Origin of the sequence: Enterococcus sp. DIV2402 (assembly GCF_017426705.2) — a bacterium.
Taxonomy (GTDB): domain Bacteria; phylum Bacillota; class Bacilli; order Lactobacillales; family Enterococcaceae; genus Enterococcus_F; species Enterococcus_F lowellii.
In genome coordinates, this window is sequence record NZ_CP147251.1 from 269,406 (window position 1) to 286,662 (window position 17,257).

General features: G+C 38.3%; 12 protein-coding genes and 1 riboswitch. Of the genes, 3 read left to right on the forward strand and 9 right to left on the reverse strand.

The features are described from left to right. Window positions 1-72 precede the first annotated feature (72 nt). Together rpoC and rpoB are read right to left on the reverse strand one after the other, a co-directional pair. Entirely contained in the window at window positions 73-3,723 is a 3,651-nt protein-coding gene (rpoC, locus tag DOK78_RS01230) for a DNA-directed RNA polymerase subunit beta' (RefSeq protein ID WP_279381657.1), read from the reverse strand. Window positions 3,724-3,851: 128 nt separating this feature from the next. Further along, window positions 3,852-7,466 (reverse strand): DNA-directed RNA polymerase subunit beta, encoded by a 3,615-nt coding sequence (gene rpoB, locus DOK78_RS01235; protein ID WP_207941484.1) that lies wholly within the window; start codon window positions 7,464-7,466, stop codon window positions 3,852-3,854. Window positions 7,467-7,826: 360 nt separating this feature from the next. On the opposite strand from rpoB, the gene DOK78_RS01240 reads away from it, so the two are divergent. The 3 genes from DOK78_RS01240 to DOK78_RS01250 are packed head-to-tail and all read left to right on the forward strand — an operon-like array spanning window position 7,827 to window position 10,458. Then, a complete protein-coding gene (locus DOK78_RS01240; protein WP_207941485.1) occupies window positions 7,827-9,146 on the forward strand; it encodes a DUF1576 domain-containing protein in 1,320 nt (439 codons plus the stop codon). Beyond that, complete coding sequence (locus DOK78_RS01245) at window positions 9,124-9,477, forward strand: hypothetical protein (protein ID WP_207941486.1); 354 nt, start codon at window positions 9,124-9,126, stop codon at window positions 9,475-9,477. Before DOK78_RS01240 ends, DOK78_RS01245 begins: the two co-directional genes overlap by 23 nt. A gap of 24 nt (window positions 9,478-9,501) precedes the next feature. Then, window positions 9,502-10,458, forward strand: a complete 957-nt coding sequence (locus DOK78_RS01250; protein ID WP_207941487.1) for a biotin--[acetyl-CoA-carboxylase] ligase — start codon at window positions 9,502-9,504, stop codon at window positions 10,456-10,458. Window positions 10,459-10,526: 68 nt separating this feature from the next. Here DOK78_RS01250 and tenA read toward each other — a convergent pair whose 3' ends face one another. The 7 genes from tenA to pplA all read right to left on the reverse strand — a co-directional run bounded on the left by tenA (window position 10,527) and on the right by pplA (window position 17,127). After that, window positions 10,527-11,183, reverse strand: a complete 657-nt coding sequence (tenA, locus tag DOK78_RS01255; RefSeq protein ID WP_207941488.1) for a thiaminase II — start codon at window positions 11,181-11,183, stop codon at window positions 10,527-10,529. 20 nt (window positions 11,184-11,203) lie between these two features. Then, entirely contained in the window at window positions 11,204-11,848 is a 645-nt protein-coding gene (locus DOK78_RS01260; protein ID WP_207941489.1) for a cobalt ABC transporter permease, read from the reverse strand. Beyond that, the gene (locus DOK78_RS01265) at window positions 11,845-13,179 is read right to left on the reverse strand and encodes an ABC transporter ATP-binding protein (protein ID WP_207941490.1); all 1,335 of its coding nucleotides are present in this window, start codon (window positions 13,177-13,179) and stop codon (window positions 11,845-11,847) included. The genes DOK78_RS01260 and DOK78_RS01265 overlap by 4 nt, the downstream gene beginning before the upstream one ends. Further along, on the reverse strand, window positions 13,176-13,739 hold the full coding sequence (locus DOK78_RS01270; RefSeq protein ID WP_207941491.1) for an ECF transporter S component: 564 nt from the start codon (window positions 13,737-13,739) through the stop codon (window positions 13,176-13,178). The genes DOK78_RS01265 and DOK78_RS01270 overlap by 4 nt, the downstream gene beginning before the upstream one ends. A gap of 105 nt (window positions 13,740-13,844) precedes the next feature. Further along, window positions 13,845-13,934, reverse strand: a riboswitch (TPP riboswitch). A 47-nt stretch (window positions 13,935-13,981) separates the two neighbouring features. Then, window positions 13,982-14,926 carry a 1,4-dihydroxy-2-naphthoate polyprenyltransferase gene (menA, locus tag DOK78_RS01275; protein WP_207941492.1) on the reverse strand — a complete coding sequence of 315 codons (945 nt, stop codon included), beginning with the start codon at window positions 14,924-14,926 and terminating at the stop codon, window positions 13,982-13,984. Window positions 14,927-14,943: 17 nt separating this feature from the next. After that, the gene (locus DOK78_RS01280) at window positions 14,944-16,053 is read right to left on the reverse strand and encodes an FAD:protein FMN transferase (RefSeq protein ID WP_243430607.1); all 1,110 of its coding nucleotides are present in this window, start codon (window positions 16,051-16,053) and stop codon (window positions 14,944-14,946) included. Between the two features lie 129 nt (window positions 16,054-16,182). Then, window positions 16,183-17,127, reverse strand: coding sequence for an extracellular electron transfer flavoprotein PplA (pplA, locus tag DOK78_RS01285; protein WP_207941494.1), 945 nt, complete (start codon window positions 17,125-17,127; stop codon window positions 16,183-16,185). Window positions 17,128-17,257: the final 130 nt, after the last annotated feature.

Here is a 17,257-nt window from a genome sequence, read left to right on the forward strand (position 1 = left end):
TGATGATTCAAAATACGAAAAAAACCTCATATTTCTCTAAATTTAGAGAAATATGAGGTTTTTTAATTCAATTTATTTATATTCGTTCAATGCATCTTCTGCAGCCATTTGCGCTTCAATGTCTGAAATACTATAAACATTTTCACTTGCAACTGTTACTTCTTTTGGCTCCATGTTACGGTAACGAGGCATACCAGTACCAGCTGGAATGATCTTACCGATGATAACATTTTCTTTCAAGCCTAGAAGTGGATCTTTCTTACCACGGATTGCGGCATCAGTTAACACACGAGTTGTTTCTTGGAATGAAGCAGCAGATAAGAAGCTGTTTGTTTCCAATGAAGCTTTCGTAATACCTAGCAATACTGGACGAGAAGTTGCTGGTACACGACCAGAAATAATCGCTTCGTAGTTGCGATCTTTAAAGTCAGAAATATCCATCAATGTTCCTGGCAAGATATCTGTTTCGCCTGGATCCATCACGCGGACTTTACGCAACATTTGACGAACCATTACTTCGATATGTTTGTCACCGATTTCTACCCCTTGCATACGGTAAACGCGTTGTACTTCACGTAATAGATAGTTTTCTACTGAAAGCACATCGCTAACTTGTAGCAAGTGTTTTGGTTCAATTGACCCTTCAGTCAATGGTTCACCACGATTAATCATGTCGCCTTGCGCCACTTTCATACGAGCAGTGAATGGTACGACATACGTACGTGTATCTGTTTCACCTTTGATAGTTACTTCTTTTGTACGTGTTGCTGCATCTTCAGAAATATCAACGACTTCACCTGTTACTTCAGTGATAACCGCTTGCCCTTTCGGATTACGAGCTTCGAAAATTTCTTGGATACGAGGAAGACCTTGAGTGATATCGTCTCCGGCAACCCCACCGGTATGGAACGTACGCATAGTTAACTGTGTACCAGGTTCTCCGATAGATTGAGCGGCGATTGTACCAACTGCTTCTCCAACTTCAACTTCGTTACCAGTTGCTAAGTTGCGACCGTAACAATGTTTACATACACCATGTTTTGTATTACATGTGAAGACTGAACGAATGGATACTTCTTCGATACCAGCATCAATGATTTGTCTTGCGATATCTTCTGTAATTAACTCGTTTGGTCCAATCAATGACGCACCTGTTTCAGGATGGATTACCGATTTACGAGTATAACGTCCTAATAAACGTTCTTCAAGAGATTCAATAATCTCGTTGCCTTCGCGAATTGCTCGGATGTTAATTCCGCGGTCAGTCCCACAGTCATCTTCACGAATAATAACATCTTGGGCTACATCTACCAAACGACGAGTCAAGTAACCTGAATCGGCTGTCTTCAAGGCAGTATCGGTCATACCTTTACGTGCACCATGGGTAGAGATAAACATTTCCAAGACGGTTAAACCTTCACGGAAGTTTGAAATGATTGGTAATTCCATGATCTTACCACTCGGAGCGGCCATCAAACCACGCATACCCGCAAGCTGCGTAAAGTTAGAGATGTTACCACGGGCTCCAGAGTCTGACATCATGAAGATTGGGTTTTTCGCGTCTAAAGATTCCATCAGTTTTAACTGAATAGCATCTTTGGCTGCGTTCCAAACACCAATTACACGTTCATAACGTTCTTCATCTGTGATTAAACCACGACGGAATTGTTTAGTAATTGTTTCAACTTGTTTATGTGCATTTTCGATAATATCATGTTTTTCATGTAACACCATGATATCCGCGATACCAACAGTGATACCGGCATGCGTAGAATGTTTATAACCTAAGTCTTTCATACGGTCCAACATACGAGATGTTTCTGTAACACGGAAACGTTTAAAGACTTCAGCGATAATATTTCCTAAGTTTTTCTTCTTGAATGGTCCAACTAATTCTTGTTCTTTAATGAATACAGGAATATCGGTACCTGCTTCTACAAAGTACTTGTCTGGTGTTTGTACAGTCAAGTTAAAGTCTGTTGGTTCGTTCAAATAAGGGAATTCTGGTGGCATAATTGAGTTAAAGATAATCTTACCAACCGTCGTTACCATCAAGCGAGATTTTTGTTCTGCTGTAAATGGTTTGTCACCCAATGTATTTGGATTTACCGCAATACGAGAGTGTAAATGAACGTACCCGTTACGCCATGCAGTCACTGCTTCATCCATGTCACGGAAGATCATACCTTCGCCTTCACGTCCGTCTTCTTCCATTGTTAGGTAATAGTTACCCAAGACCATATCTTGAGATGGAGTAACAACTGGTTTACCGTCTTTTGGATTCAAGATGTTTTGTGCTGCAAGCATTAACATACGTGCTTCTGCTTGTGCTTCTTCATTTAATGGTACGTGAACCGCCATTTGGTCTCCATCGAAATCGGCATTGTAAGCTTCACACACAAGTGGATGCAAACGAATTGCACGACCTTCAACTAAAACTGGTTCAAAGGCTTGGATACCTAATCTATGCAAAGTAGGTGCCCGGTTCAATAGAACTGGATGTTCTTTGATAACATCTTCTAAAACATCCCAAACGTCATCTTCGCCGCGTTCAATTTTGCGTTTTGCATTTTTAATGTTTGATGCTAATTCGCGTTGAACTAATTCGCGCATAACAAATGGTTTGAATAATTCAATCGCCATTTCTTTTGGAAGTCCACATTGATACATTTTTAAGAAAGGACCTACTACGATAACCGAACGACCAGAATAGTCTACACGTTTACCTAATAAGTTTTGACGGAAACGCCCTTGTTTCCCTTTTAACATATGAGAAAGAGATTTCAATGGACGGTTACCTGGTCCTGTTACTGGACGGCCACGACGACCATTATCAATCAAAGCATCAACAGCTTCTTGCAACATACGTTTTTCATTTTGAACAATGATGTTTGGTGCATTTAAGTCTAACAAACGTTTTAGACGATTGTTACGGTTGATGACACGACGGTATAAATCGTTCAAATCAGAAGTCGCAAAACGTCCACCTTCTAATTGAACCATTGGACGCAAATCAGGTGGGATTACTGGAATAACATCCATAACCATCCAACTTGGTTTGTTTCCTGAAGCACGGAATGCTTCTAAAATATCTAAACGACGGATTGCGCGTGTACGTTTTTGTCCAGAAGCAGTTTTTAACTCTTCTTTCAATTCAGCAACTTCGCCATCTAAGTCAACAGAATCTAACAATTTCTTGATGGCGTCTGCACCCATCTCAGCTGTAAATTCTTGACCGTATTGATCGCGTTTTTCGCGGTATTCACGTTCTGTTAATAATTGTTTTTTCTCTAAGCTTGTATTTCCTGGTTCAATTACTACATAAGAAGCGAAGTAAATGATTTCTTCCAATGCGCGAGGACTCATGTCTAATACAAGACCCATACGAGATGGAATTCCTTTGAAATACCAAATGTGAGAAACTGGAGCAGCTAACTCAATATGGCCCATACGTTCACGACGAACTTTTGAGCGCGTTACTTCTACGCCACAACGGTCACAAACAATCCCTTTATAACGGATACGTTTGTATTTACCACATGCACACTCCCAGTCTTTTGTAGGACCGAAAATACGCTCGTCAAATAACCCTTCACGTTCAGGTTTTAATGTACGATAGTTAATAGTCTCAGGTTTTTTTACTTCACCGTAAGACCAGCTTCTGATTTTTTCGGGAGAAGCCAAACCTATTTGCATACTTTCGAATTTATTTACATCGATCAAAAGGGGTTCCCTCCATTTCATTTAATGGCTACAAAACAGACGAACAAATCTTGATAAAATACGCTAGAACTAGAGAATTTGCAAATTCTCTAATTCTCAGCTTATTTTTTAAAATCTTGTTTTACTGTCTAATCTAATGGAGCATCAACTGGTGAGTTTTCTTCATCAGCAGGTTTTACTTCTGCTCCGCTTTGTGCGTTTTTCTCAGCTTCACGAGCGTTTTGTTGCTCCGCAAATTTTGTTAACGCATCAACTGTGATTAAATCATCATCTTCATCATCCATGTCGCGTAATTCGATTTCTTGTTCTTCAATATCTAATACACGCATGTCTAAACCAAGTGATTGTAATTCTTTTACTAATACGCGGAATGATTCCGGTACACCTGGTTTTGGAATTGGTTCACCTTTAACGATAGCTTCGTATGTTTTCACACGACCAACAACGTCATCTGATTTGTATGTCAAGATTTCTTGTAAGGTATACGCTGCACCATAAGCTTCCAGCGCCCAAACTTCCATCTCTCCGAAACGTTGTCCACCAAATTGTGCTTTACCACCAAGAGGTTGTTGTGTAACCAATGAGTAAGGTCCAATTGAACGAGCATGAAGTTTATCATCAACCATGTGCGCAAGTTTAATCATGTACATAACTCCGACAGAGATACGTCCATCAAATGGCTCACCCGTACGTCCGTCGTATAAAACAGTTTTCGCATCGCGTGCCATGCCCGCTTCACGAACTGTTTCCCATACGTCATCATCTGATGCGCCATCAAATACTGGAGTTGCTACATGGATACCTAACTGACGTGCAGCCATTCCTAAATGTAATTCCAATACTTGTCCGATGTTCATACGAGATGGTACCCCTAAAGGATTTAACATGATATCAACTGGTGTTCCGTCTGGTAAGAATGGCATGTCTTCTTCCGGCATAATGCGAGAGACAACCCCTTTGTTACCATGACGTCCCGCCATTTTATCTCCTTCGTGAATTTTACGTTTTTGAACGATATAAACACGAACTAACATGTTCACACCTGGAGATAATTCATCGCCTGCTTCACGTGTAAAGATTTTAACATCGTGAACAATACCGCCTCCGCCGTGAGGAACACGTAGAGAAGTATCACGTACTTCACGCGCTTTCTCACCGAAGATTGCGTGTAATAGTCGTTCTTCAGCAGATAATTCAGTTACCCCTTTAGGAGTGACTTTACCTACTAATAAGTCGCCATCTTGCACTTCAGCACCGATACGGATAATACCCATTTCGTCTAAGTCTTTTAATGCGTCTTCCCCAACGTTAGGAATTTCGCGTGTAATTTCTTCAGGTCCTAATTTTGTATCACGAGCTTCTGATTCGTATTCTTCAATATGAACAGAAGTATAGACATCGTCTTTTACTAGACGACGACTCATGATAACGGCATCCTCGTAGTTGTAACCTTCCCATGTCATGAAAGCAACTAAGACGTTTTGACCCAATGCCATTTCGCCACTTTCCATAGATGGTCCGTCAGCTAAAATATCGCCTGCATCAACCTTTTCGCCTAAAGAAACTAATGGACGTTGGTTGTAGCTTGTTCCAGAGTTAGAACGACGGAATTTTGTTACTGTATATGTGTCCAATGCTCCGTTGTCACGGCGAACGCGTACTTCTGACGCATCTACGTATTCAACGACACCATCATGTTTACATAATAACGCCGCACCTGAGTCATGTGCTGATTTGTATTCCATACCAGTTCCTACCCAAGGAGCTTGAGGATTAATCAACGGCACTGCTTGACGCTGCATGTTGGCACCCATCAAGGCACGGTTGGAGTCATCGTTTTCCAAGAAAGGAATACATGCTGTCGCTACCGCAACTACTTGTTTTGGAGATACGTCCATGTAATCAACTTTATCAATTGATACTTCCAAGTTTTCACTTGTGGCACGCGCCATAACGACATCATTTTTGAATGAACCATCATCATTTAATGGGCTGTTTGCTTGGGCTACTACATAGTGGTCCTCGATATCAGCTGTTAAATAATCAATGTGTTCGGTTACTTTACTTGTTTCGCGATCAACACGACGGTAAGGTGTTTCAATAAATCCGTATTTATTTACTTTCGCATAAGAAGCCAAGCTGTTAATCAAACCGATATTAGGTCCCTCAGGCGTTTCAATCGGACACATACGACCATAGTGAGAATAGTGAACGTCTCGAACTTCATATCCGGCACGGTCACGAGTCAAACCACCAGGCCCTAAGGCTGATAGACGACGTTTATGCGTTAACTCACCTAATGGATTTGTTTGGTCCATGAACTGTGATAACTGAGAAGAACCAAAGAATTCTTTGATACTTGCAACGACTGGACGGATATTAATTAATTGTTGTGGTGTTAATGTTTCGGTATCTTGAATAGACATACGTTCACGTACAACACGTTCCATACGTGCTAAACCGATACGAAATTGGTTTTGTAATAACTCACCAACAGAACGGATACGACGGTTACCTAAGTGGTCGATATCATCAACATTGCCGATACCTTCCATTAAGTTAAAGAAATAACTCATTGAAGCAATGATATCTGCTGGACGAACCGTACGTACTTCTGTATCAGGATAGGCATTACCAATCACATTTACTTCACGTTCTGGATCTTTTGGAGCAAATACTTTAATAACTTGAACGGTCATTGGGTCTGTTACAACACCGTCTTCTGATGGATAATAAGTCACAGAATTTAATCCATTATCTAGGTAAGCACCTAATGTATTATCCATTACTTGATGTGTTAATACTGTACCTTTTTCAACAATGATTTCACCTGTTTCAGGATCAACCAATGTTTCAGCTAATGTTTGATTTAATAAACGAGTTTTTAAATCTAATTTTTTGTTTACTTTGTAACGACCAACTGCTGCTAAATCGTAGCGGCGTGGATCAAAGAAACGAGCATTTAATAAGTTACGAGAACTATCTGCTGTTTTTGGCTCGCCTGGGCGAAGACGCTCATAAATATCTTTTAAGCCTTCTTCTGTACGAGAATCACTTGCGTTTTTGTGCAAGTCTTTTTCAATTGTGTTACGTAATGAATCACTGTCACCAAAAATTTCAAAAATAGTATCGTCAGAACCAAATCCTAAAGCACGAACCAATACTGTCAATGGAATTTTACGGGTACGGTCAATACGTACGTAAGAAATATCTTTGGCATCTGTTTCCATTTCTAACCATGCGCCACGGTTAGGAATAACAGTTGAACCAAAACCTTCTTTTCCGTTTTTGTCTACTTTTCCGTGGAAATAGACACCAGGTGAACGTACTAATTGTGAAACAATAACACGTTCTGCTCCATTGATAATGAATGTTCCTTGTTCTGTCATTAATGGGAAATCGCCAAAGAATACTTCTTGCGCTTTGATTTCGCCAGTTTCGCGGTTTGTCAAACGCAATGTCACGTGTAATGGTGCAGAATAGTTTGCATCATGTGCGCGTGCTTCTTCTACCGTATACTTCGGTGTTTTCAACTCATAATCTACAAATTCCAAGGACAGGTTTCCATTAAAGTCATCGATTGGCAAGATGTCTTCAAACATTTCTCTTAGTCCTTCATCTAAGAACCATTGGTAAGAATCTGTTTGAATTTCAATCAAATTCGGTAATTCCAATACTTCACTGATACGTGCGAAACTTCTACGTTCGCGGTGCTTTCCGTATTTTACTACGTGTCCAGCCAAGTTCTTCACCCCTCTAAAAAGTCTTTCAAAATACCTATCCAATAATTACATTTATGTTACAAATATTAAAAATGTGTAACATCGAACATTTTTTGCGGCTTTTAAGCAAAAAAAAACCAAAAATAGATCTGCTTCTTTTTTTGAAGTTCTATTTTTGTTTCCCTATTACCAAGCCGAAACGGACAATATTTCGTTCCTGCTCATTTCTTTTCAGATAGTTTTTGCAACTACTTATTATACACACTCTGCAAATTCTCGTCAAGGTCTAGCACTTGAAATTTACATTCAGTTTTCAAAATTGACTTTCGGAAAAAAATCACTGTATAGTTACTTAGGAATTATAATAGTAGGAAGTGAATTATGGAAAACAAAACAATCACGTTACACACACGCAATAAACTAATCAATTTAAACTCACAAGTACTTAAATATCGTTTATTAATCGCCTATAGTCTGTTGTTAATTTTAATTGGTATTTGCAGCGAAACTCCTCAAGATTTATGGACTGGTACCGTCCGTATTTTTACGTCACCCAGTAACTTATTAACGGATTATTTTGCAGTAGGAAACTTTGGGAGTGCTTTTTTTAATAGTGGCATTTTAACGTTCGCGAGCGTGCTTTTAGTAAGATCCCGCGGAGTAACCGTGAGCGGTCCTTTAATCGCCGCCTTTTTTACTGTTTCGGGATTTTCTTTTTTCGGTAAAAATTTATATAATTCGTTGCCGATTATTATCGGCGTCTATTTATATGCTAAAACGGTCCGCAAACCGTATTCACAATTTTTATTGGTTGCATTATTTGGCAGTTCTTCTTCTCCAGTTATTAGTTATTTAACATTTGGTACCGGATTACCACTGCCTTTTGGTATTTTATTAGGTTATACTGTGGGAATTTTAGTCGGTTTCTTACTACCGCCGTTAGCTTCGCAGTTTTTACAGTTCCACCAAGGTTTCTCTTTATATAATGTCGGATTTACTTCCGGAATTGTCGCCATGTTTGTGACGAGCGCTTTTCGTTTATTCGGTGGGGATATTGCTATTCCAAATTTATTATCCACGGAATATCACGGCAAATCCGCTATCTTTTTGTTTCTCTTATTCACGTTACTTTTTGTTTTAGGTTATTTATTAAATCATCGTTCCTTTAAAGGAATGCGTGCTATTTTTGCTTCGTCCGGAAAATTAGTTACTGACTTTGTCGTGATTGCAGAGATTGGTGCTACACTAATCAATATGGCATTAATGGGTTTTTTAATGCTTGCTTTTATTTTTGTTATGGGCGGCGAGCTTTCTGGTCCTTTAATTGGAGGAATTTTAACCGCAGTTGGTTTTAGCGCCTTTGGGAATCATTGGCGTAATAGTCTTCCAATTTTAATTGGGGTTGTCTTAGCTTCCCAATTGTCGCCAGAGTTTTCACGTGAAACATTTGCGGTGTTATTGACTGCCATTTTCGGAACAAGTTTAGCGCCAATCAGTGGGTATTATGGCGCTATCTACGGTATTCTAGCAGGCTTTTTCCATATGACTCTTGTTTCAAATGTCGCCTATTTACACGGTGGTCTAAATTTATATAATAATGGATTTTCTTGTGGTTTTGTTGCCGCTTTTATGGTACCGTTGTTGGATACAATAACCCAAGTAAAGAGAGGAAAAAAACATGCTGGAAAAAGAAAAATCTAGACGAATCGTTGATGAATTATTAATGTATTTCTTTTCTCATGATATTAAACAATTATCGATTGAATTGGATTTTCCAAAAGAAGGATTTCATGCAAAAATTCAAGGTCACTGCGAGGAACTTCCTGAAGATATTTATGACTTTTTAGAAATGCTCAATACTCCTCGTGATTTAAATTTAGAAAATTATTATGATGAGCTTTTAGGCGGTTCACAATCCCATCATGAAGAGGAAGATTATTACTTGCTGGGTTCTATGATTGATAAAGCAGATATTATCTATACAGATCATTTACTAACCATTCAAATTTTCCGCAAACATTTTAATAGCTAATATTAGGAGAGGAGAGGCTTCTTGATGAATACAAAACAAAAAGTGCTGGCACTATTACGCAAAAATGGTGCTGTATTTTCAGGTGAAAAATTAGCGCAAGAAATTGGTGTTTCACGAACAGCCATTTGGAAAGCCGTGCGAGAATTGGAAAAAATGGGCTACCAAATTGAACGTCATGCGAACGGTTATCAATATTTACCTTCTGATGTTTTAGAGGCAGATAGTATCGCAACCAACGATTTACGAGCAGAAAATATTGTCTTGATGGACGCTACGGAATCCACGATGAAAGATGCGAAGTTAGGGGCAATGAATCAACAGACTACCCCAGCTTTATTCCTTGCTGAAACACAGACTGGTGGACATGGTCGTTTTGGTCGTCCATTCTTTTGTCCACGTGGGCAAATCTATATGAGTTTGTTATTAAATCCCAACCAATCATTTGAAGAATTACCTCAGTATACGTTATTGGCGGCGGTTGCTGTTTCGTTAGCAATTGATGAGGTCACTGGTCGCAAAACCGATATTAAATGGGTCAACGACATTTATCTGGATGGCAAAAAAATATGTGGCATTTTATCAGAAGCAACCAGCGACTTTGAGACTGGACGTATTTCTCACGTCGTTTTAGGAATGGGCATTAATTTCTCTATACCTCCAGAAACATTCCCAGATGGTTTAGAAAAAAAAGCCAGCTCTCTCTTTCCAGACGGCACTGCAGTCGTTTCTAGAAATCAATTAATCAAATTAATTTGGCAAAATTTCTTTGAATTACTTGAAGGATTGCCTGACAATAGTTATCTCAAAGTGTATCGTGAAAAATCCTTTGTTTTAAATAAAACAGTAACCTTTGTCCAACAAGGAACCACATACAGCGGCGTCGCTAAAGCGATCTCTGATACAGGTGAATTATTGGTGTTGACTTCAGAAGGCATGAAAGTTCTATCCTCTGGTGAGATTAGTCTCCAATCGATCAATTAATATAATAAAAAACTCGAACGAATTCACTAATAGTAAAATTCGTTCGAGTTTTTTCATGCAGAAATTTATTAGTCCCATGTTTCTAGCGTTTGCGCCATTTCCCAAAAAGCATATTCCATCTGACTGCTAATGACAAACGCAGCTAACATTTGCTCTTGCTCGTCTGATGAGCTTTCGTTATATAGTTGGTCCAATAAGTTACGTTCTACTTGAATCGCTTCTTTAGATTCTTCGCCTGCATACGTTTCAATCCAACGTTGATACAAAGCATGTGGCGATCCTTTTTCAATTAAACGTGTCCCGATTTCTTGATACAACCACGCACATGGCAGCATGCCTGCTACAGCAACATTGGGGGTACCTTCAATTAATTGACGATACATATGGGAAACGTAATGATACGCAGTTGGTGCAATCGCTGTATTCTGAATTTCGTCTTCCGTAATTCCTAATTCTTCAAAAAAATTTTTACGAATGGCCACTTCACCTAACGCTAAATGTTCCGCATTTGTTGCCATTAATGCTTTGATTTCTGATCTATCTGATTGTTCTCCAATCAATTGATACAATTTGCCGAAATGCTCTAAATAATACCGATCTTGAATCAAATAATAACGAAAAATTTCTGGTGCTAACGTTCCTTCATGTAATTGTTGAATAAATGGATGCTGAAAGCTACCTTCCCAATAACGATTGGCTTTTTCTCTTGCTAATGCTGTAAACATCTTGTATTCCTCCTAAAATTTTATAAAAACAACAATATATTCCCAATAAAAAACAAACCACTTAACCACAAGGCACCATTTAATGAAGAAATATAGTGCTGTTGATGTGTTCGAACGCCGGTTTCATCATAGCCATGCGAATACATTGCTTCGGTATAATGGTCCCGCCAAGCAAAAGCTAGAAAAATTGTTTTGATATAAAACATGGGTGACCAAAAATAAAGTCTTTTCCCCTTGAGTAAACTTGCTTCTTGAATGGCACGCACTTCATTTTTAATCGCAGGCAACGAATGCACGACGACTAATAAACCATAAATAAAGTTCGGTGCGACACCTTTTTGTTCTAAAACCAACAATAATTCTTCTAAATCTACACCGACAGCAAAGGATAAGCCCAATGCTGCAAACGCATAAGTTCGTGTCAGCAACAAAATCGCGTCTTCACTCCCACTCCCATTTAACATGACGGACCAATAAGTAGAAAATGCTGGAATCAAAGGAAGCAACACCAAGAGAATGACACTCGCCCACTTCCTCTGAAACAAGAAAAACAACACAGCTAAGCCTATCAGAAAAATATTCAAGGAAACGCTCCTCGTAAATGAAATCTCAAGAGTTAAAATGAGAATAAAGAGACTCATGTTTAAGGCATTGGTTTTTTTCATGAACGTTCACCTACTTGTAACGCTTGCTTTTCCAACACAATGTGATGGTGACTAATACCAGCTAATGGCGCTAAACGATGTGTCACAATTAAGAAATCCTGTTGGTTCGATTGTTCTTGAATCCATTCTACAAAATACCTACACGCTTTTTGATCTAAACCAGCAAAGGGTTCATCTAACAAAAGAAACTCTAAATCCAGACTGAGCATACTAATTAATTGCACAATTTTCTTTTGCCCTTCACTTAAATGAAACAAGCTTTGCGTACCATCAATCTTAAAATAAGCTAATGCTTCTTGTTGTTTTGCACGGATTTCTGGGTTTTGGTTCTTACTAAACAACAATTCTTCTTGAACGGTTAACGTTACAAATTGTTTAGCAGCATCTTGGACAACTAATGACATGGTTTGATAAAGTTGGCGTTTTTTTCTTAACTTTTTGCCATTCAAAAACATTTTACCTCGGTATTTTTCTAGTTGAGACATGGCTTTTAACAAGGAAGTTTTACCAGCCCCATTTGCTCCTGTTAATGTGGTAATCCCTTTGTTTAATTGCCAACTTGTCTCAAGCAACAATTGCTTATTTCGTTGGATTTGTACCTTTTGTAAATCGAAAAATGGCGGTCGCTTATCTTTTGATGGATGCAAATAAAAACAAGTGGTTGCATCTAGTTTATCAAGTGAACATGTATGCAGTTTTCCCTTGGTCAATTCCACGACTTGATCGACCACCTCTTGATACCCTAACCAGTCATGATCGCTTAAAATGATGGTTTTCCCTTGATTGCGTAGTTGTTTTAGCTTTTGAATCAAACGCAAGCGTGATTCAGAGTCGATACTAGCAAAAGGTTCATCTAAGATTAAAATTGGTGCATCAATGGCTAAAATAACGGTCAAAGCTGCTCGTTGTCTCTCGCCACCAGATAACTGATTGATTTCCCTATCAGCCAAATGTGAGGTCTCACCTAGTGCTAACGCGTGGTTCATTCGGCGATTTATTTCAGAAACGGCCAGACCTAAATTTTCTAACGCAAAAATAATTTCTTTACGTAGTGTTCGCATAGTAAATTGTTGACTAGGATTTTGAAAGACCATCCCCACTGTTTGCGCTTTTTCTTTCATCGAAGCAGTTGCTAAATTTTTACCATCTAATAAAATTTTGCCCGTATAAGAAAGTTGAGCAAAACCCGCAATGAGCCGAAATAAGGTTGATTTACCGCTCCCACTATCTCCTGTCACCAAAATAAATTGCTGTTTTGGAAAAACAAACGACAAACGATTCAAAATGATGTGCTTTTGTTGCTGAAAAGTGACGTCTTTTAATTCAATCATGAAACAGATACCCTAGCGTCTTGAATTTTTTGATAGATTTTCATAATTTGTGTAACTAGAATGACACCGAAAAAGACGACCGAAATAAAGCGAACGGCAAATAGTGCTGCTACCATGCCTAAACCGTATGTGCCATAACCAAACTTGAAGAATTCATAGATAAAGCTTAAGACAGTGGTACCAATCGCTCCATAAAATAAAGCAACTTTATCGTAACGTTGATATTTTGTCACCATGAACCCTAATTCCGTACCAAAACCTTGAATCAAACCAGATAATAAAACACCTGGGCCAAAATACGAACCGTACAGCATTTCAGCTAACGCCGCTAATAGCTCTCCTAAAGTAGCACTGCCTTTTCTTGGCACTAACATTCCTGCCACCGGTGCCGCCATTGTCCATAAGCCAAATAGAATTTCATTGGCAAACGGGCTGAGTCCTAGCGGTGTGAGCGCAGCATTTAACAGCGAATACAAGACGCCTGCCCCCATAAATACCCCACCAAATAAAAACGCTAAAAATGCGAGTAAAACCACTTGTTGCAATGACCATTTTTGCATAAAAAAACTCCTTTCATTCCAAAAATAGAAGCAAAAGGAGTTCTGTCTGTAGACAGATTATGGCAAATAAAAACCTGACTAAATAAACTTAGTCAGGCACTCATCACAATAATAAACACATTTCCCTGCGCCAGTATTAACTGTTTCAGGTTCAATGGGTATAATCTCAGCTTGACAGCACCCCAAATGTTTCTATATTTAATTTTTTAAAAGTATAACATACCTTTATTTAGACGTCCACTTTAAAAAAGTAAACTCAATAATAATGCTAATACGTAGCTTGCATTAAACAATACCATATTTTGAATCGCATAGCCAAAGCTTTTAGGTTGTGGCAAGGTTTCTTGGAACGCTATCAAATTACGGCGCACTTTTGGTAAACTCACAAAAACGATTAAAATCGGCCAACGGAATACCCAGAATAAAAAGCCTACTAAAATTGTAGCATAACAAGCATACATCATGATTTGAAATAACTGTACGCCCTTTTCACGACCAATGTAATAAACCAATGTATAGCGGTCATTCTCGATGTCTGTTTCTAAATCGCGTAAGTTATTCGCCAACATAATATTGGCAATCGTAAATACTAAAGGTAAGGATGCCACAAAAATTGCTAAAATCCCCCAAAATTGACCACTTAATGAAAAACTATTATTTTTAAAACTAATATCTAGATAAAAGACACGTTGATTGACGGTATTCAAATAAACTGTCATCGCAAATAAACCTAAGCCCATTGTTAGGCCACTCGCAAGTTCACCTAATGGCATACGTGAAACAGGAATCGGACCAAATGTATAGAAAATTCCAACTAGGCAAACCATCCCGCCCATGATTAAAAAGAGCCAGCCAGTCATCATGCTTAATAATAGCCCAATAATCGCTGAAATTCCTAACATAATTAAAATCATTTTACGAACCAACGCAGGTGAGATTCGTTCACGACCAATCACATTTTGCTCATATTTATAAGTATCTGAATGTGCCTTTTTAAAGTCCATATAATTGTTAATCGCTGTAGTAGTCATATCAAAAGTTAACATTCCGATGAAAAACAACACCGTATAAAACCCATGAAATTCGTTAAAATGTGCTAATGAATACAGCACGCCGATAAGAAATGGGAAAAGACTCGCAACTTTTGTACGGATCTCAACAACTTCTAAAAAATTCTTCAGTGACATTTTTTCCTCCTAGATTGCTATTTAAGTTCGCTGCGGTCACCCATCGTATAGCCAGAATCTTTATCTAACTTAAAAGTGTCCTTAATGTCATCAGTCACGTATACTCTGCCTTCTTTGGTTACAAAAATAGCATCCGTGCCTTTTGGTGTATTTTGTTCAATATATTCCAGTCCTGCTTTAACGCCTTTGTCAAAAATAACTGTCGTCAATCCATCGCCATCAATAGATTTTTCTGTGATAACAGTTGCACTGGCAATATCATTATCATAGGGGTAGCCCGTCTTGGAATTAAAAATATGATGGTATTTTTCGCCATCTACTTCTAAATAGCGTTCATAAATCCCCGAAGTAACAACCGTTTTATTGCTTTCTTTGATTGATCCTAAAATTGTTCCACGTGCGTTATTAGGATCTTGAATACCAACATTCCAATCCTCATTTTCTCCACGCCAACTGTGACCAACCACTAAAATATTTCCACCTAAATCGACAATTGCAGATGTCACGCCATTTTCTTTTAAGACGTTGGCTGCTTCATCAGCAATGTATCCTTTGGCAATAGCACCTAAATCGATAATCATACCTTTTTCTTCTAAATACACAGATTTATCGGCATCATTAAAAGTAACCTTATGATAATCAATATGTTTTAATGCTTCGTCAATTTCTGATTGCTCAGGTTTTCGGGCATCATCAAAGCCAATTCTCCATAATTGTGTAATCGCTCCAATGGCCATATTGTAGCCACCATTTGATTCCACACTATATTCATACGCATGTTTTAACAAGTCGTAAATATCATCTGACACAGTGACAGGGGCAATTCCTGCTTGCTCATTGATTGCATCGATTTCTGAACCAGCTTGATTAATGGTAATCTTATCTCCTAATTCTGCGATACGCTCAAATGCAGGTGCTAACGCCTCTTCTTTTCCTTCATCGTAAACACGAATGCGGACATATGTCCCTAACAAAAATTCTTCTTTCGCATAAGGTTTTTCACGTAAGCCTTTTGCAACGGAAACAGAAGATTCGGTGGTGGCATTTTCTTTGGTGGTGTTCCTACAAGCAGCAACACTTACAACTGTAAGGAGTGCTACTAAGAGTAGACCTAACTTTTTCTTCATGTCGTTCCTCTTTCTATTTATTGTCTTGTTTATCATAGCTTTTTTTTGCCTAATTGAAAAGTTTTTTTCGCAAAAGAAAAGGCTGGAACAAAAATTCCCAGCCTCTTTCCTAAAATATAGATTGTTTCTTTATTGTTCTACAAAGTTATCCACTTCAATTGTTGCTGTGTCGCCTTTTTCTGCCGCGTTGATTAATTGCTCTGCATAAAGAACAAATGTGTGATGACTATGTGTTGCACCAGATACTACTTCAACATCTCCTGGTGTACCATCTTCATTAGCCATTTGTGCAACTAAAGCTTCGTTGAATTTAGGAATAAATTCTTCTGGTGATACACCAGCTTTTGATTTCATCATTTCATTGTATTCTTTGTTTTCAACTTTTGATTCGCCAGCTTCGTTCACGTTATCGTATTTAGATTCAACAATTTTACCGTCTTTTACGTCAATTGAGAATACAACACGATAGTCATTGCTGTAATTTTTTTCTTCTAATGTGTACGTGCCATCTTTTAGTTCTGCACCATTGTCAATTTCAATTGTTGCTGTATCGCCAGCTTGAGCGGCTTGAACTAATTGTTGTGCATAGTTTTGGAATGAATGAGAGCTATGTGTTGCTCCAGTCACTACGTCTACGCCATCAGCGCTTTGAGCTGCTAAGAATTCTTCATTTAATTTAGGAATATACTCTTCTGGTGACATGCCAGCTTTGTCTTGCATATTTTTGTTGTAATCAGCGTCTTCAACTTTTGATTTGCCTTCTTCGTTTACATTGTCATAGTTAGATTCAACAATTTTGCCATCTTTTACTTCCATAGAGAAAACAACACGGTATCCATTGTTATAGTTCTTTTCTTCTAAGTTATACGTACCATCTTGTAAAACAACTCCAGGTTCTGCTGCACTTGATTCTGTCGCTGTTGAAGAAGTTGTTGTTGATGATTCTACTACTTCTGAAGAAGCGGCTGAACTACTTGCGCCACTTTCGCCATTGTTATCTGGTGAACATGCTCCTAACACCAATGCTGAGAAAGCAAATACTGTCATCCCTACCATAAATTTTCTTGTTTTCATCTTGTTCCCACCTTTTTCTTTCTAAAAAAATTATTCACAAAGAAGTTTGTGATTCATCTAACATTTTAAAGGTTTTTTGAAATAAGTCAACTATATTGTCAAAAAAAGAAATAAAAAGTATTGATTTTTT